Here is a 16,402-nt window from a genome sequence, read left to right as displayed (position 1 = left end):
ACGGTCTTCAGTAGCGAGGCGCGTTCCTGGACCGCTGCACCTTCGTGGTGCGGCGGTCCTTCGCGTTCCAGCAGGCCTTGTGCCAGTGTCTGCGGTCGTCCACGCCGCCGAACTGCGGCCAGGCCACGACGTGCGCGACACCGGAGGGGATCTCCTGGTCGCACCCCGGGCAGCGGTACGTCTTCCCCGCCGCGCTCGCGCCCGCCACGTGGCGCACGCTCCACTGCTCACCCTGCCAGTCCTCGCTGGACTGGAACCCGCCGTAGCGCCGCCCCTCGTCCTCGCTGTTGCTGGACGGTCCGCCGTCCTTGGGGCGGTTGCGGCGCGGAGACACGGCTCACCTCACGGGGGTGCTTGTACGGAGCAGGAGTGACGTCCAGCGTAGCCCGACGGGGCAGGGGTACCCGCTCCTCGTCCCGCACCGGCCCCCATCGGGATTCTGAGGAAAATCCGTCAATCTTCATGCCAAGCCGTGTCCTTGGCACTTGCCAACCGTTAATGCCGTCAGGGGGAGTGCCCGCGTCGGCGCTAAGGAAGGCAGGAGTGCGATGCGCGTAGGAACGTTTGTACTGGCCGCCCAGTTCCCGGGCCAGGGGCAGGGGGAGGCGCTGCACCGGGCGGTGCGGTCGGCCGAGGTCGCCGAGGAGGCCGGCCTGGACTCGGTGTGGCTCGCCGAACACCACTTCGTGCCGTACGGGACGTGCCCGTCGGCGATCACCCTGGCCGCCCTGCTGCTCGGCCGCACGCGCACGCTGCGCGTCGGCACCGCGGTGAGCGTGCTGCCGACGGTCCATCCGGTGGCGCTCGGCGAGCAGGCGGCCCTGCTGCACCTCACCTCCGGCGGGCGGTTCTCGCTGGGCGTGGGCCGCGGCGGACCGTGGGTGGACCTGGAGGTCTTCGGCGCGGGCCTGAAGGCGTACGAGGAGGGCTTCCCGGAATCGCTCGACCTGCTGCTGCGCTGGCTGCGCGAGCCCAGCGTCTCCGGCGACGGCGACCGCTTCGCCTTCCGTGACGTACCGGTCGTGCCCCGTCCCGCCGAGGCGATAGGTGACACGGATCCGGACGGGCCCGAGGTCGTCGTCGCCTGTACGTCACCGAAGAGCGTGCGGCTCGCCGCCGAGCGGGGACTGCCGATGCTGCTCGGCATGCACGTGGGCGACCAGGAGAAGGCGGACATGGTCGGCCTGTGGCGGCGCTGCGCGCGCGAGGCCGGACACTCGGCGGCGAGGATCCTGGAGGCGCCCCATGTCTGCGCCGGTGTCGCCCAGGTCGCCGACGACGGCGCGGAGGCCCGCGAGGCACTTCTGAAGGCGATGCCGGGATGGCTGAAACGAGGCCTGGACGCCCATGTCACCGTCGACGGGCGGGTGCGGGCGATGCGCGATCCGCACGCGTACACGGAGATGCTCTGCGGCATCCACCCGGTCGGAACGCCCCAGGTGTGCGCGGACCGGCTGGCCGCCACGTCCGAGCGGACCGGGATCACACGCTTCGCACTGCTGGTCGAGGGCTCCGGCGATCTCGCCGCGACCGAGGAGAACGTACGCCGTCTGGGAGCCGAGGTGCTCCCCCAACTCGGCTGACCGACCGTCGAGTCGATGTGGTGCTTGCCGCCCGGTACAGATGCACCTCCCGCGCACGGGGCGGCAAGCAGCCGTGTTACGCCGTCAGCAGTCAGCAGTCACGCAGCTCCGGCGACTGGTTGAGCAGCTGGTTGCGGACCGAGGTGAAGCGGGCCAGAGTCTCGTCCACCGCCGGGTCGAGCGGGAACACCGCGACCCGGTGGCAGTTCTGGAACGCAAGCCGTACACCGAAGTGCCGCTGCAGCGCGCCGCGTATCGCGTCACTCGCGAGTGCACGCAGCAACTGCCCACGTGCCTGCTCGTCCGGCGGCGGCGTCTGGTTGTCGGCGAACGCTCCGCCGTCGACCTTCAGCTGGGCCACCAAAGAGCTGATCATCTCCCATGCGTAAGGCAGGGAGATCCGGACGCAGTCGACGAATTCCGCTTCGTCGACCTCGCCTCGCTCGGCCTGTTCCAACAGTGCCGGTGAGACGTCGAGCGACATGGGTACTCCTCTCGCACCCCCGGGGAGCGGGGGTTGACGGACAGGCCAGGAACTCGCGGCACGTACAGCCCCTCGAACACGCAGCGTGCACGGTCCGCGACCTCCTGCTTCTACGGTAAGCAACACGTCCGGACGGCAACAGGGCGTAGGGCGCACGGTTCGCTCACAACCGGCCAATAACGAACGGGCGACTTCTGGGATCAAAGGGGTGCCCGGAAGAGGCTCAGGCAGGGCGGTGGCGGGAGTCGGGTGGGCGAATCGCGTCGACGGGCGGGAGTCGAGTAGCGTTGCCCACCATGCGTCTCGTCATCGCCCGCTGCTCCGTGGACTACGCGGGCAGGCTCACCGCCCATCTCCCGTCGGCACCCCGCCTGATCCTTGTCAAAGCGGACGGGAGTGTCTCCATCCATGCGGACGACCGGGCCTACAAGCCCCTCAACTGGATGTCACCGCCGTGCACGTTGAAGGAGGGCACGGGTGACGACGAAGGCACCTGGACCGTCATCAACAAAGCGGGCGAGAAACTCATCATCACGATGGAGGAGATCCTCCACGACTCCTCGCACGAACTCGGCGTCGACCCCGGCCTCATCAAGGACGGTGTGGAAGCGCACCTCCAGGAGCTGCTCGCCGACCGTATCGAGACGCTCGGCGAGGGCTACACGCTGATCCGCCGCGAGTACATGACGGCGATCGGCCCCGTCGACATCCTCTGCCGCGACGCCGAGGGGCAGACCGTCGCGGTCGAGATCAAGCGGCGCGGCGAGATCGACGGCGTGGAGCAACTCACGCGCTATCTGGAGCTGTTGAACCGCGACCCGCACCTCGCGCCCGTGCGCGGTGTCTTCGCGGCCCAGGAGATCAAGCCGCAGGCCCGCGTCCTGGCGACGGACCGCGGCATCGGCTGCACGGTCCTCGACTACAACGCCCTGCGCGGCATCGAGGACGACAAGCTGCGCCTGTTCTGACCGTAGGTTCACGAGAAAAGCCGCGGTCGCGTCCGCTCCGGTACGGAGTGGACGCGACCGCGGCTTCTTCTGTGGCCGGTGGCCGGGCGCGCGGCTACATCACGGTGCCGCTCGCACTGGCCTCGCTCCCGCTCGGAGAGATCGGCGCACTGCTGGTCACCGGCGCGCTCGCCGTGTCGGACGTGTCCGGTGTCGTGGGCGGCGGGGGTGACGACGGAGGCTCGGACGTCGGCGGTTCCTCGGTCGGCGGCTCGGACGTCGGCGGCTTCGTCGTCGGCGGCTTGGAGGACGTCGGCGGCTTCGTCGTGGGCGACTTCGACGGGGACTTGCTCGGCGACTTCGTCGGGTCGTCCGGGTTCTTCGTCCCGCTCGGGTCGTCCGACGGCTCGCCGCTCGTCCCGCTCGACGGTGTCGGGTCGTCCGACGTGCCCGGGATGCCGTCCTTCCCGGGATCGGTCGGCCGCGACGACGTCGCGCCGCCGCCCTTGTCGGCCTTGTCCGCGCCGAGGTCCCCGCCGTTCTCCCCCGCCGAGGCCGACGGGTTGGTGTTGACCTTGTCCGAGGGCGGCTGGTCGTTGTCGGACGTGGCGCCGAGCGTCACGACCGTGCCGAGCACGGCCGCGAGCAGCGCGCCCGCACCGGCAGCGACCAGATTGCGCCGGGTGCCGCTGACGACGGACTTGCGCGACGGCGCCCTGCCGCCGCCGATGACGGTCGGCGGCGGGGTCCCTGCCGGGTCACCAACGTGTCCGGTTCCCGCGGCTGTTCGGGCATCGCGAAGACGGCCGGCACGCCTCCGGGCGGCGACGCCGACTCCTCGTGCATCGCGTCCGGGACCTCCTCGCCGGCCGCCGTGCGCCCGCCGGGCGGCGCGCCGCCGGAACGGTCCGCGACCAGCGCGAGGGCTCTGCGTCCGGCGATCGTGCCGCGCTTGTCGGCGAGGGCGCCACGCAGGCCGATGGAGGCCTCCAGCTCGGCGCGGGCCCGGTCGAGCTGTCCGCCGAGCAGGGCGAGGATCCCCAACTCGTGGTGGAAGTAGGCCTCTTCGGAGACTTCACCGGCGAGCCGGGCCGCCTCCTGACCCGAGCGCAGCGACCGCTCCCACGCGGTCCACGCGAGCCCCGCGGCGAACGCGGGCGCGGCCGCGCGGGCCAGCTCCACGGAGTCGCTGCCCTCGTCCTCGGCCCGCGGAACGGGTACGAGCACGGCGAGCGCGGCGAGCACCGCGTCGGACTCGGCGCAGACCCGCTCGGGGCCGACCGAGGGATGCCCGGCCCACCACGTGTAGTGCCGGGCTGCGGTACGGGCGTGCTCGACGCTGTCGTCGCCGTAGCCCGCGCTCTCCAGCTGCGTCTGCACGTTCGACGCGAGGCGGTAGCGGGCGCCGACCGCGGTGACGAGCGCGCTGGAGACCAGCTCGGCGAGGGCGGCGTCGGCGTGCGTGTCCCCGATGAGGGCGGGCAGGTGCGCCTGGTGCGGGATCTCGCCGCCGAGCGCGACGGCGAACCGGAGTGTGGCGCGGGCCGACGGGCTGAGCCGGGACGCGAGCAGTGCGGCGGGCGCGGCCCCGTCGGCGAGCGAGGGCAGGGGTACGTCGTGTCCGTCGTCGGCGTCGAAGGGCGCGTCGACGGGCGCCGCCTCGGGTCCCTCGTAGTACCCGTACTCGTCGAACGCGCCGGGATCGGCGCGGAGTTGGTCGCGCTGCCGCAGCAGGGCGCCGGCCTGCGCGAACCGCAGCGGCAGCCCTTCGGACTCGAACCAGAGGTCGCCGGCCCACTGCGCCTCGTCGTCGGTCAGCACGCGGCCGACGGCCCGCTCCAGCAGTTCCAGGCTGCCGCCGCGGCCGAGCCCGCCGAGGAAGACCTCCTCGACGTGGGAGTCGGCGGACGGTGCCGCGACGTCGGGCGTCGCGGACAGCAGGAAGGCGCACTCGGGCGTCGCTTCGAGGAGTTCGTCGAGCGCGGCGCCGCCGAACTCCAGGTCGTCGAGGACGACGACGGCACCGATCTCATGGACGAGTTCGAGCAGCAGGGCGCGGTCGGGGCGGTGCAGCGGTGCGTTGTAGACCGCGGTGAAGAGGTCGTACAGGAGGTCGCTCGCCGAGCGCCGGTGTCCGGAGAGCCGGACGACGCCGTCGGGCGCGATGTCGAGGCAGTCCTCGGCGACCTGGTCGAGCAGCGCGGTGCGCCCCGAGCCGGACGGTCCCGTGAGCCTGACGGACCGGCCGCGCGCGAGCAGTCGGACGAGCCGCTCGCGGTCCTCCTGCCGCTCCAGGAGCGGGAGTCGGGGCAGCGCGGGCCCGGCGGGCAGCGGCGGACGGGCGGCGCGCGCGAACTCGATGCGCTCCGCGGCGTCGTACTTCACGGGCCTGCCGGGGCGCTCGCCCGGCGGGCAGGGTTCGATCTCGCTGCCGTCGACTGGGTTGACGGTCAGCAGGTAGTCGCCGGACACGAGCTGCACCGTGCGTGCGAGCGCGGGTGACGGCTGTCCGAAGTCGGGCGTCAGGGGATCGCGCGGCGGGCGCTGGCGGCCCTCGCGATCGTGTACGTCGTCGCGCCGGTCCTGGCTGAAATCTTCCGGTCCCCGGTTCATCGGGTCCATGGTCAAAGCCCCCCAAAAGCGTGGTGTGCCGCTACCCCTCCCGGCCTGTGCACACTGCGCTGTCGCTTCTGGTCCGGTTCCCGCGCGGTGGGTTCGTCGTACCGCGGGCGACCGAACCTTAGACCTTCGCCCAGTATCTATGAACGGGCGGGGTATCGCGCCGCCCGAGACGTCACAGTCTCATGAGGATTGTGCGCGCTTCCCACAGGAATGACCGGTTCCCACCGGCTCAGACGCGCGGCAGCGATTCCACGCCGATGCCGCCTTCGATGGCCAGGATCCGGTGCAGCCGGGTCGCCACCAGAAGGCGCTGCATCTGGGGCGGCACGTCGCGCAGCACCAGGCGGCGTCCGCAGCGGCCGGCGCGCCGGTGGGCGCCCATGATGACACCGAGTCCGGTGGCGTCCCACGAGTCGAGTTCGGACAGGTCGAGCACCAGATCACCGTGACCGTCGTCGACGGCGGTGTGCAGGACCGTACGGGCGTCCGCCGCGCTGCGGACGTCGAGGCGGCCCCCGACGACCAGCTCGACGTGGTCGCCCCTGATGTGCATATGCGCTCCCCGTGCGAGAAGAGAAAGAGTGACGAGAGGTATCCATGTGATCTGGGATGTCACTGCAACTGAATGTCACTGCAACTGACTGACTTGAGGCGTCATAAGTTGCCGTCTGTAAGCGAACCGATACCGAATTCACCCCGAGGGGTGACATGGCGTCAGCCGCGCCTCGTTCAGCCGTGCTTGTAGAAGCCTTGCCCGCTCTTGCGTCCGATGTCACCGGCGTCAACCATCCGGCGCATCAGCTCCGGCGGCGCGAACTTCTCGTCCTGCGACTCCGTGTAGATGTTGCTCGTCGCGTGCAGCAGGATGTCGACGCCCGTGAGGTCGGCCGTGGCCAGCGGTCCCATCGCGTGCCCGAAGCCGAGCTTGCAGGCGACATCGATGTCCTCGGCCGTGGCGACGCCCGATTCGTACAGCTTCGCGGCCTCGACGACGAGGGCGGAGATCAGACGGGTCGTCACGAAGCCGGCCACGTCGCGGTTCACGACGATGCAGGTCTTGCCGACGGACTCGGCGAACTCCCGCGCGGTGGCGAGCGTCTCGTCGCTGGTCTTGTAGCCGCGCACCAGCTCGCAGAGCTGCATCATCGGCACCGGCGAGAAGAAGTGCGCGCCCACGACGCGCTCGGGGCGCTCCGTGACAGCGGCGATCTTGGTGATCGGGATGGCGGAGGTGTTCGAGGCGAGCACGGTGTCGTCGCGCACGATCTTGTCGAGCGTGCGGAAGATCTCGTGCTTGACCTCGAGCTTCTCGAAGACGGCCTCGACGACGATGTCCGCGTCGGCGACCGCGTCGAGATCGGTGGTCGTGGTGATGCGGGCGAGCGCGGCCTCGGCGCCGGCGGCGTCGAGCTTCCCCTTGCTCACGAACTTGTCGTACGACGCCTTGATGCCGTCGGTTCCGCGCGTCAGGGCTTCGTCGGTGACGTCGCGCAGTACGACGTCCCACCCTGCCTGGGCGGAGACCTGGGCGATGCCGGACCCCATGAGACCGGCTCCGATGACGGCGAGCTTCCCTGCCACGTGCGACTCCCCTAACCGCGTACCCGCATACCGCTTAACCACTGTTCACATTGCTCTTTTGCGGACCTTAGCGCCCGTGAGGGGCCCTGTGACCGCCAAGAGACGCGCGTCACGTCTCGAATGACGGACATCACACCGGACGGGTCAGTGATCGATCATCACCGGACCATCAGGCGTCACGGACCGCGTAGTTGAGCACCTTTTCGCTCAGAAGTTCCTCGATGTCGTCGAGGACGTCGAGCATCTCCCGGGAGACCTCGGCGGGGGTGCCGCCGGCGACCATGCGGCGTCCGATGCCCGCCATGACGGTCTGGTGCGCCCAGCCGATCTGACCGGCGATCAGATCGGGCAGCGGATCGTCCTCGGCGGCCTCGACCTCCTGGCGGAGTGTCTCGGTGAGGTCGTCGTGGACCTCCTGCTGGATCGCCCACAGGCGCGAGCGCAGGGTGGGGGCGGCCTGCACGACGCGCATGAAGTCGCTGTAGCCGTCCATCAGGCCGACGCGCGGCGAGACCGTCTCGATCTCCTCGCGCAGCTCGCGCAGGACGGCGGCGGCCGCGGACTCCCCCGGGCCCCGGCCGCGGACCCAGCGGGACATCCGGTCGACGACGCCCTTGGACCGGTCGAGGAACAGGTCCTCCTTGGCCGGGAAGTAGTTGTAGACGGTGTTCACGGAGACGTTCGCCGCGTCGGCGATCTCCGCGATCGTCACGGCGTCGAAGCCGCGCTCCAGGAAGAGACCGGTCGCGACGTCCGAGATGAACTGCCTGGTCTGACGCTTCTTCCGCTCCCTGAGCCCTTCTGCCATGGGCCGATCCTACGGCTTCGCTGGCTTCGCTGAAATTTTGGAGGCATTGCAAAATTTCAATGACTCTGTTTTTCTGGCCCGCATGACGGTCATCAGCACGTCCGGGCTCGCCCGGACCTTCACCACCGAACGCGGCACGGTCGACGCCGTCCGCGGCATCGACCTGCGCGTGCGCTCCGGCGAGATCCTCGGCTTCCTCGGCCCGAACGGGGCGGGCAAGACCACGACCCTGCGGATGCTCACCACACTCCTCGCGCCCACCGGCGGCGCGGCCACCGTCGCGGGCCACGACCTGGTCTCCGACCCGGCGGGGGTGCGGCGCGCGGTCGGTTACGTCGCCCAGTCCGGCGGCACCGATCCACATCTCTCCGTACGCGAGGAGCTCGTCACCCAGGGCCGCCTGCACCGCCTGACGAAGCCTCAGGCGGTCGCGCGGGCAGCTGAGTTGGCGGCCGATCTCGGTCTCGACGGGCTCATGGACCGCAGGACGGCGGCGCTCTCCGGTGGGCAGCGGCGGCGCCTCGACATCGCGATGGGGCTCACCCACCGCCCCGCCGTGCTCTTCCTGGACGAGCCGACGACCGGGCTCGACCCGGCGGGCCGCGCCGACCTGTGGGACCTGGTGCGCCGGCTGCGCGACGAGCACGGCACCACCGTCTTCCTGACCACGCACTACCTCGACGAGGCGGACGCCCTCGCGGACCGGATCGTCGTCGTGGACCAGGGGGTGGTCGCGGCGCAGGGCACGCCGAGCGCGCTGAAGCTGACGTACGGCGGGTCGATCGACGCGTCGTTGCAGGAGACCTTCCTGGCCATCACCGGGCGCGGTCCCGCTCCGGTGGACACGATCCCGGTGGCGGTGTGAACGCGATGAAGACCCTCGCCTCGGACACTCTCCTCATCTTCGGCCGGTACGCCCGCCAGACCCTCTCCTCCCGGTTCCAGATGCTGTTCGGCATCCTCATGCCGCTGCTGTACCTGGTCTTCTTCGGGCCGCTGCTCACGGATCTGCCGCTCGGCGGGACGGGCAGCTCCTGGCAGGTGCTCGTGCCCGGCCTGCTGCTCCAACTCGGCCTGTTCGGCGCCGCGTTCTGCGGCTTCGGGATCATCCTGGAGAAGAACTACGGGGTGGTGGAGCGGATGCGGGTCACTCCGGTGAGCAGGCTCGCGCTGCTGCTCGGCCGGGTCCTGCGCGACACCGCGCTCTTCCTCTTCCAGGCGGTGCTCCTCGTGCTCGCCGCGCTGGCGATGGGCCTGCGCGCGCCGCTCGCCGGGATCCTCATCGGCTTCGTCTTCGTGGCGCTGCTGACGGTCTCCCTGGCGTCGCTCTCGTACGCGCTCGCCTTCCGGGTCCGTACGCCGCAGGAGTTCGGACCCGTCATCAACGCGGTCACGATGCCGTCGATGCTGCTGTCCGGGCTGATGCTGCCGATGGCGCTGGCGCCGGGCTGGCTGAACGCGCTGTCGCACGTCATGCCGGTGCGCTATCTGGTCGACGCGATGCGGGACGCGTACGTGGGCGCGTACGCGACGGCGGACATGCTGTACGGGGCCTTGGTCGCGGTCGCGTTCGCCGGGTTCGCCGTGACGGTGGGCACACGTGTCTTCCGGCGGGCCTGAGCCTCACTACGCTGACCGCATGGTCAAGCTGACGCGCATCTACACCCGTACCGGAGACAAGGGCACCACCGCCCTCGGCGACATGAGCCGCACCGCCAAGACCGATCTGCGGATCTCGGCGTACGCGGACGCCAACGAGGCCAACGCCGTGATCGGCTCGGCGATCGCCCTCGGTGGTCTGGAGGAGGAGGTCGTCGAGGTCCTCGTGCGGGTGCAGAACGACCTGTTCGACGTCGGCGCCGATCTGTCGACGCCGGTCGTGGAGAACCCGGAGTACCCGCCGCTGCGCGTCGAGCAGTTCTACGTCGACAAGCTGGAGGCGGACTGCGACCGCTTCAACGACCAGCTGGAGAAGCTGCGCTCGTTCATCCTGCCGGGCGGCACCGCGGGCGCGGCGCTGCTGCACCAGGCGTGCACGGTGGTGCGGCGGGCCGAGCGGTCGACGTGGGCGGCGCTCGAGGTTCACGGCGAGACGATGAACCCGCTGACGGCGACGTACCTGAACCGCCTGTCCGACCTGCTGTTCATCCTGGCCCGGATCGCGAACAAGGAGGTCGGGGACGTGCTGTGGGTCCCCGGGGGCGAGCGCTAGGGCGCGTCCGCACGCGTTGGCAACGCTCGTGATCGATACACCTAGGGCCTGATGCCGACGGCGTCCCAGGAGTCCCGCACGGCGCGCAGCTCCTCGCTGTCGTCGCCGTACCGGGCCCTGGCCGCCGCGACGGTCAGCCGGGCGAAGTCGGCGAAGCGGGTCCGGTGGCCGATCTCGCCGCTGATGAGAGCGACCCACCAGATGAGGCCCGCGCGCTCCCACGCGTTGCCGCCGAGCGCGGCCGCCAGGCGGTAGAAGGCGTGGCCCGGGATGCCGCCGTTGATGTGGACGCCGCCGTTGTCCCGGTCGGTCCGCACGTAGTCGTCCATGTGGGCGGGCTGCGGGTCCTTGCCGAGCGTCGGGTCGTCGTACGCCGTGCCCGGCGCCTTCAGGGAGCGCAGGCCGACGCCTCGCACGCCGGGGGCGAACAGCCCCGCGCCGAGGACCCAGTCGGCCTCATCGACCGACTGGCCGAGGGAGAACTGCTTGATCAGCAGGCCGAAGACGTCGCAGAGGGACGTGCTGAGCGCGCCGTTCTCCCCGTAGAACTGGAAGGACGTCATCATCTCGGGCAGGCTGCGCCACACCTCGGCCCCGACGAGTTCGGGACAGCGCGTGAAGCGGCCGAAGAGCTTGTTGTCGCCGTCGCCGAACACGATGAGGGAGCCGTTCCAGAAGGAGTTGTTGAACCCCTTGTCGTAGTGGACGGCCGCGGCGAGCGGGCCGCCCTTCTGGACCACGGTGTCCCGCCCCAGCACCTCGCGCACGAACCGGGCGGCCGCCGTCAGACCGTCGTACGCCTCGTCGGCCGCGACGTCACCGGTCGGCGGCCGGCCGCTCCAGCGCACCGGGGGCAGCGCGTCCAGTTCCTTGCCGCCGCCCGCGTCGAAGACGACGACCTCGGCGAGATCCTCCTCGCGCGCCCATGCCTTGACCTCGACCACGCCGTTGCTGACCACGACGCCCAGGCCCTCGTACGCGAGCGGAGGCACGGAGCCGTCGACGATGCGTTCCAGGAGCGTGAGCGGGACCATTCCGGTGTCGGTGCGGATCAGGGGCGCGCCGCCGTCCGGGCGGCCGGCGTCCTCCAGGCGCCGGGTCCACTGCTCCACCTGCGGCCGCGACACCTGGGCGAGCGCGCCGATCTCCCGGATCGCCGCGGCGAGGCGCTCCACCTCGCCGCGCAGCCACTGGTCGCGGACGGCCGGCGAGAGCGCGTCGTCCGCGAGGAACGGAGCCAGCTCCAGCGCCTCGTACCCGCGGTGCACCGTCTCGAAGGACTCGCTGCTGCGGCGGCGCGCGATCAGCTCGCCGTGGTTGTCCCAGGCCGCGCGCGACAGGTTCGGCGCCATCCAGTGCCCGGTCTGCCGGAAGTAGGCGACGGCGGAGCTGTCCCGGGTCAGCTCCGCGTAGATGAGCCGGGCGGCGGTCCGGGCGTTGGTCCGCCCCTTGAGCCACGCCGCGCCGGCCGTGGCGAGACCACCGCCGACGGTGCCGATGAGAGCCGCCAGCAAGGCACTGTCCATGCCCGCATGGTCGGGCCGGCCCGGGGCGGGTGCCAAGGCCCCGGCGGTCGTATTTCACCTGCGTCCCGAGGTCACCGCCGGCTCCTTCTTCGGGAACACCGTGTAGCTCAGCGCGATGATCACGTTGATCGCGATCAGGAACAGCATCCGCTGCTGCCACTGCTCCATGGACCCGGTGTCGCCGCCGTCGCCCACGTACCAGATCGCTCCCTGCAACAGCCCCATGGCGATGACGGCGGCCGCGATCCAGCGCGCGGCGAGCTTCCACTCGTGGATCGCGCGGGGCACGCCGTACTTGGGCGTGGACGGCGGCGGGCCGCCCGCGAAGCGGTGGGCGACGCGGACGTCGACCCACTTCACCGTGGAGTGCCCGAGGGCGACGGAGTAGCCGATGTAGACGGCGGCCAGGCCGTGCTTCCAGTCGGGTGCGGCGCCGTTCTTGAGGTCGACGGCCGTGGCGACGAAGAGCAGGGCCTCCAGGAGCGGCTCGCACAGCAGCACCGCGACGCTCGCCCGGGGCATCTTCGCCCAGTAGCGCAGCGCGAGGCCCGCGGCCAGCAGCACCCAGAAGCCGACCTCGCAGACGATGATCAGCGTGACGATCACGGTGGGCTCCTCTCGCTCCGTGCCCTGGTTCCAGACTCGCCGCCGGATCGGCCGTGATCATCGTCGCCAGTGAGGAATCGCGACTGCATCCTTCGATGTAGCGCGGGCCGGCCCGGCTTCGTCCCGGCGCACCATGCCCGCGCCGCGCCGTACGTGTTGGATGGGGGCATGCACCGCACGGACCTGCCCCGCCCGCACCGCGACGACGTACGGATCGCCGTCGTGGGGCTGCTCGGCGGGCTCGCGCTGTGGGGCATCGGGCTCCGCATGAACACGGGGCGGATGTTCGACGGGGCGTGGCTGCTGCTGCCGCTCTGCGTCATGGCGGGGCTGGAGCTGCTGCGCCGCACGCGGCCTCGGTTCGCCGTGATCGCCGGGACCGTCGCGCTGGTCGCCGACCAGTTCACGCAGGGCAGTCTGGCGACGGTCCTGATGTACACGGACCTGATGTACGCGGGCGCGCTGTACGGGACCCCGGCGGCGGCCCGCCGCCTCCCGGTCGGCACCGGACTGGTCACCGTCGCCTTCACGCTCGGCTTCCTGGCGTGGTGGCGGCGGCCGGAGGCGATCCTGGTGGGCACGGCGGTGGGGCTCGTCTCGTTCGGTCCCGCGGCCACCGGCATGCTGGTGCGCGGCCATCGCGAGACCGCGGCGGCGGAGCGGCTGCGGGCCGAACAGACCGCGCTGCTCGCGGAGATGGACCGCGTGCAGGCGGTGGCGGCGGAGCGCGCGCGGATGGCCCGCGAACTGCACGACATGGTGGCGAACCACCTCTCGGCGATCGCGATCCACTCCACCGCCGCGCTGTCCATCGACGACGACGCCACGACCCGTACCGCGCTGGAGACGATCCGCGAGAACAGCGTCGACGGGCTCGCCGAGATGCGCCGCCTGATCGGTATCCTGCGCGACGCGGGCGGTGACACGGAGCCCGCCGCCGCGCCCACCCTGGACGGGCTCGCCGCCCTCGTCGAGCAGTCCCGTACGAACGGTCTCGACGTCGCCCTGAGCGTCTTCGGCGACACGGACGCGCTCCCGGCCCCGGTCGAGCTGGCCGCCTACCGCATCGTCCAGGAGTCCCTCACGAACGCCCTCAAGCACGCCGCTCCCGGGCCGGTCACGGTCACCGTGGAGCGGGCCGACGACCGTGTCGAGGTGCGGGTGAGCAGCGCGTACGGCGACCGGGACGGGCCGCGCGCGCCCGGTTCGGGCGCCGGGCTCGTCGGGATGCGGGAACGGGCGGCGCTGCTCGGCGGCACGTTCGAGGCCGGGCCCGAGGACTCCGCGCAGGGCAGGACCTGGGCGGTGCGCGCCCGCCTTCCCCTCGACCGTCCCGCCTCCGAAAGGGAGTTGACGTGATCCGCGTGCTCGTCGCCGAGGACCAGGCCGCCGTGCGGTCCGGGCTCGTCCTCATTCTGAACAGCGCCCCCGACATCGAGGTGGTCGGTGAGGCCGAGGACGGCGAGCGGGCGGTGGAGCTGGCCAGGGAGCTGCGGCCCGATCTGGTCCTCATGGACGTGCAGATGCCGCGGCTCGACGGTGTTTCGGCCACCCGCGCGGTGGTCGGCGAGGGCCTGGCGGACGTCCTCGTCCTGACCACCTTCGACCTGGACGCGTACGTCTTCGGGGCGCTGCGCGCGGGCGCGTCCGGCTTCCTGCTCAAGAACACCGACGCGAAGGATCTGATCGAGGCCGTACGGACCGTCGCGGGCGGCGAGGGGCTGATCGCGCCCGCGGTGACCCGACGGCTGATCGCGGAGTTCGCGGCGGGCCCGGAGCGGCGTGAACGCCCGCCCGCTCCGCCCGAGTTGGAGACGCTCACCCGGCGTGAGCGCGAGGTCCTGAGCTGCCTCGGCGAGGGACTGCCGAACGCGGACATCGCCGTACGGCTCGACATGGCGGAGGCCACGGTGAAGACCCATGTCAGCCGGCTCCTCGGCAAGCTGGGGCTGCGCAGCCGGGTCCAAGCCGCCGTGATGGCGCAGGAGTTGGGGGTTTAGCCCCTGTTCCGCAGATTGGCCGAAACCCATAATTGGTTTAGACCTTGACCGATGGTCCAGACCTTTCTATTCTCGCCGCACTGCGGTGAGCACATCCCCCCACTCCGGTGCTCACGGGCGTCGCAGGGTTCCACCCCCATCACGGATCCCGAAACACCCGAGGAGCACCCCCGATGCGCTCAAGTGACGTACCCAGACAGCGACTTCGCCACCGAACGACCGCCGCCCTGGCCACCCTCGTCCTCCCCGCCGCCGCCCTTGTCGGCCTCGCCACCCCGTCCCACGCCGCCGCCGAGGCGACCGCCGTCACCGCGACGTACGCCAAGACCCAGGACTGGGGCACCGGCTTCGAAGGCAAGTGGACCATCAAGAACTCCGGCACCACGTCGGTCAGTTCCTGGACCGTGGAGTGGGACTTCCCGTCCGGTACGAAGGTGACCTCGGCCTGGGACGCGACCGTCACCAACTCCGCCGACCACTGGACCGCCAAGAACCTCTCCTGGAACGGGACCCTCGCCCCCGGCGCCTCGGTCTCCTTCGGGTTCAACGGCTCCGGCTCCGGCGCCCCCTCCGGCTGCAAGCTCAACGGCGCCTCCTGCGACGGCGGCGACGTCCCCGGCGACGCGGCGCCCTCCGCGCCCGGCACCCCGACGGCGTCGAGCATCACCGACACGTCCGTCAAGCTCTCCTGGTCGGCCGCGACCGACGACAAGGGCGTCAAGAACTACGACGTCCTGCGCGACGGCGCCAAGGTCGCGACGGTGACGGGGACCTCGTACTCCGACACCGGCCTGACCGCCGGCACCGACTACTCGTACACGGTCCGCGCCCGCGACACCGCCGACCAGACAGGTCCCGCGTCCGGCGCGGTCAAGGTCCACACCACTGGCGGCGGCACGGACCCGGGCCCCGGCCCGGGCGGCAAGGTCAAGATGGGGTACTTCACCGACTGGGGCGTCTACGGCCGCCAGTACTACCCCAAGAACCTGGAGACCTCGGGCTCGGCGGCGAAGGTCACGCACATCAACTACGCCTTCGGCAACGTGCAGAACGGCCAGTGCACGATGGGCGACGCCTACGCCGACACCGACATGGCGTACACCGCGGCCAACTCGGTCTCCGGCGTCGCCGACACCTGGGACCAGCCGCTGCGCGGCGCCTTCAACCAGCTGCGCCAGCTCAAGGCCAAGCACCCGAACCTGAAGATCATCTGGTCGTTCGGCGGCTGGACCTGGTCCGGCGGCTTCGGCCAGGCCGCGCAGAACCCGGCCGCGTTCGCCGACTCCTGCTACAAGCTCGTCGAGGACCCGCGCTGGGCGGACGTCTTCGACGGCATCGACATCGACTGGGAGTACCCCAACGCCTGTGGCCTGTCCTGTGACACCAGCGGCCAGGACGCCCTGAAGAAGCTGACGACCGCGCTCCGCGCCAAGTTCGGCAGCAGCAACCTGGTGACGGCGGCGATCACCGCCGACGCCTCCGCAGGCGGCAAGATCGAGAAGAACGACTACGCGGGCGCCGCCCAGTCCCTCGACTGGTACAACGTCATGACCTACGACTTCTTCGGCGCGTGGGCGGCCAAGGGCCCGACGGCCCCGCACTCCCCGCTCACCTCGTACTCCGGCATCCCGCAGCAGGGCTTCACCTCCGCCGAGGCGATCGCCAAGCTGAAGGCGCAGGGCGTCCCGGCGTCGAAGCTGCTCCTCGGCATCGGCTTCTACGGCCGCGGCTGGACCGGCGTCACCCAGAAGGAGCCGGGCGGCACGGCCACGGGCCCGGCGGCCGGCACGTACGAGCAGGGCATCGAGGACTACAAGGTCCTGAAGACTAAGTGCCCGGCGAACGGCACGGTGGCCGGCACGGCGTACGCGTACTGCGGCTCCGACTGGTGGTCGTACGACACCCCGGCCACGATCGGCTCCAAGATGACCTGGGCGAAGTCCCAGGGTCTGGGCGGCGCGTTCTTCTGGGAGTTCTCCGGAGACACGTCCAACGGCGAACTGGTGACCGCGATCAACTCCGGCCTCCAGTAA

Annotated in this window: 17 protein-coding genes; 8 read left to right on the top strand and 9 right to left on the bottom strand. The window is 71.0% G+C overall.

What is annotated here, in order from left to right; genetic code table 11:
* Positions 1-7: 7 nt before the first annotated feature.
* On the bottom strand, positions 8-334 hold the full coding sequence (locus V2W30_RS27290; RefSeq protein ID WP_338700608.1) for an ATP/GTP-binding protein: 327 nt from the start codon (positions 332-334) through the stop codon (positions 8-10).
* Positions 335-548: 214 nt separating this feature from the next.
* Here V2W30_RS27290 and V2W30_RS27285 point away from each other — a divergent pair, with 214 nt between their 5' ends.
* Complete coding sequence (locus V2W30_RS27285; protein WP_338700606.1) at positions 549-1,583, top strand: LLM class flavin-dependent oxidoreductase; 1,035 nt, start codon at positions 549-551, stop codon at positions 1,581-1,583.
* Between the two features lie 91 nt (positions 1,584-1,674).
* On the opposite strand, the gene V2W30_RS27280 is transcribed toward V2W30_RS27285, so the two are convergent.
* Positions 1,675-2,067, bottom strand: coding sequence for an SCO5389 family protein (locus tag V2W30_RS27280; protein WP_338700605.1), 393 nt, complete (start codon positions 2,065-2,067; stop codon positions 1,675-1,677).
* A gap of 296 nt (positions 2,068-2,363) precedes the next feature.
* On the opposite strand from V2W30_RS27280, the gene nucS reads away from it, so the two are divergent.
* Positions 2,364-3,035 (top strand): endonuclease NucS, encoded by a 672-nt coding sequence (gene nucS / locus V2W30_RS27275; RefSeq protein WP_338700604.1) that lies wholly within the window; start codon positions 2,364-2,366, stop codon positions 3,033-3,035.
* Positions 3,036-3,129: 94 nt separating this feature from the next.
* Here the strand turns inward: nucS and V2W30_RS41655 are convergent, their stop codons facing one another.
* The 5 genes from V2W30_RS41655 to V2W30_RS27255 all read right to left on the bottom strand — a co-directional run bounded on the left by V2W30_RS41655 (position 3,130) and on the right by V2W30_RS27255 (position 8,025).
* Positions 3,130-3,651, bottom strand: a complete 522-nt coding sequence (locus V2W30_RS41655; protein ID WP_425244606.1) for a hypothetical protein — start codon at positions 3,649-3,651, stop codon at positions 3,130-3,132.
* The gene (locus V2W30_RS27270) at positions 3,633-5,627 is read right to left on the bottom strand and encodes an ATP-binding protein (RefSeq protein WP_425244605.1); all 1,995 of its coding nucleotides are present in this window, start codon (positions 5,625-5,627) and stop codon (positions 3,633-3,635) included. The genes V2W30_RS41655 and V2W30_RS27270 overlap by 19 nt, the downstream gene beginning before the upstream one ends.
* A gap of 238 nt (positions 5,628-5,865) precedes the next feature.
* On the bottom strand, positions 5,866-6,189 hold the full coding sequence (locus V2W30_RS27265; RefSeq protein WP_338700602.1) for an STAS domain-containing protein: 324 nt from the start codon (positions 6,187-6,189) through the stop codon (positions 5,866-5,868).
* A gap of 176 nt (positions 6,190-6,365) precedes the next feature.
* On the bottom strand, positions 6,366-7,217 hold the full coding sequence (locus V2W30_RS27260; protein ID WP_338700601.1) for a 3-hydroxyacyl-CoA dehydrogenase family protein: 852 nt from the start codon (positions 7,215-7,217) through the stop codon (positions 6,366-6,368).
* Between the two features lie 169 nt (positions 7,218-7,386).
* Entirely contained in the window at positions 7,387-8,025 is a 639-nt protein-coding gene (locus V2W30_RS27255) for a TetR/AcrR family transcriptional regulator (RefSeq protein ID WP_338700599.1), read from the bottom strand.
* A gap of 82 nt (positions 8,026-8,107) precedes the next feature.
* Here V2W30_RS27255 and V2W30_RS27250 point away from each other — a divergent pair, with 82 nt between their 5' ends.
* Genes V2W30_RS27250 through V2W30_RS27240 form a run of 3 tightly spaced genes read left to right on the top strand, consistent with a single transcriptional unit; the run spans position 8,108 to position 10,237 of the window.
* On the top strand, positions 8,108-8,890 hold the full coding sequence (locus V2W30_RS27250) for an ABC transporter ATP-binding protein (RefSeq protein WP_338700597.1): 783 nt from the start codon (positions 8,108-8,110) through the stop codon (positions 8,888-8,890).
* Between the two features lie 5 nt (positions 8,891-8,895).
* Positions 8,896-9,645: an ABC transporter permease gene (locus tag V2W30_RS27245; protein ID WP_338703776.1), complete on the top strand. Its 750-nt coding sequence runs from the start codon at positions 8,896-8,898 to the stop codon at positions 9,643-9,645.
* A 19-nt stretch (positions 9,646-9,664) separates the two neighbouring features.
* Positions 9,665-10,237 carry a cob(I)yrinic acid a,c-diamide adenosyltransferase gene (locus tag V2W30_RS27240; protein ID WP_338700595.1) on the top strand — a complete coding sequence of 191 codons (573 nt, stop codon included), beginning with the start codon at positions 9,665-9,667 and terminating at the stop codon, positions 10,235-10,237.
* A gap of 41 nt (positions 10,238-10,278) precedes the next feature.
* Here the strand turns inward: V2W30_RS27240 and V2W30_RS27235 are convergent, their stop codons facing one another.
* Positions 10,279-11,763, bottom strand: a complete 1,485-nt coding sequence (locus V2W30_RS27235; RefSeq protein WP_338700593.1) for a M4 family metallopeptidase — start codon at positions 11,761-11,763, stop codon at positions 10,279-10,281.
* Between the two features lie 54 nt (positions 11,764-11,817).
* Positions 11,818-12,369 (bottom strand): hypothetical protein, encoded by a 552-nt coding sequence (locus V2W30_RS27230; RefSeq protein WP_338700590.1) that lies wholly within the window; start codon positions 12,367-12,369, stop codon positions 11,818-11,820.
* 168 nt (positions 12,370-12,537) lie between these two features.
* On the opposite strand from V2W30_RS27230, the gene V2W30_RS27225 reads away from it, so the two are divergent.
* The 3 genes from V2W30_RS27225 to V2W30_RS27215 all read left to right on the top strand — a co-directional run bounded on the left by V2W30_RS27225 (position 12,538) and on the right by V2W30_RS27215 (position 16,402).
* Positions 12,538-13,728 carry a sensor histidine kinase gene (locus V2W30_RS27225; RefSeq protein WP_338700589.1) on the top strand — a complete coding sequence of 397 codons (1,191 nt, stop codon included), beginning with the start codon at positions 12,538-12,540 and terminating at the stop codon, positions 13,726-13,728.
* Complete coding sequence (locus V2W30_RS27220) at positions 13,725-14,369, top strand: response regulator transcription factor (protein WP_338700588.1); 645 nt, start codon at positions 13,725-13,727, stop codon at positions 14,367-14,369. Before V2W30_RS27225 ends, V2W30_RS27220 begins: the two co-directional genes overlap by 4 nt.
* A gap of 173 nt (positions 14,370-14,542) precedes the next feature.
* Complete coding sequence (locus V2W30_RS27215) at positions 14,543-16,402, top strand: glycoside hydrolase family 18 chitinase (protein WP_338700586.1); 1,860 nt, start codon at positions 14,543-14,545, stop codon at positions 16,400-16,402.

The sequence above is a fragment of the Streptomyces sp. Q6 genome (genome assembly GCF_036967205.1).
Taxonomy (GTDB): Bacteria; Actinomycetota; Actinomycetes; order Streptomycetales; family Streptomycetaceae; genus Streptomyces; species Streptomyces citrinus.
Note: the sequence above shows the minus strand (reverse complement) of the source record. Positions and strands in the feature narration are given on the sequence as shown.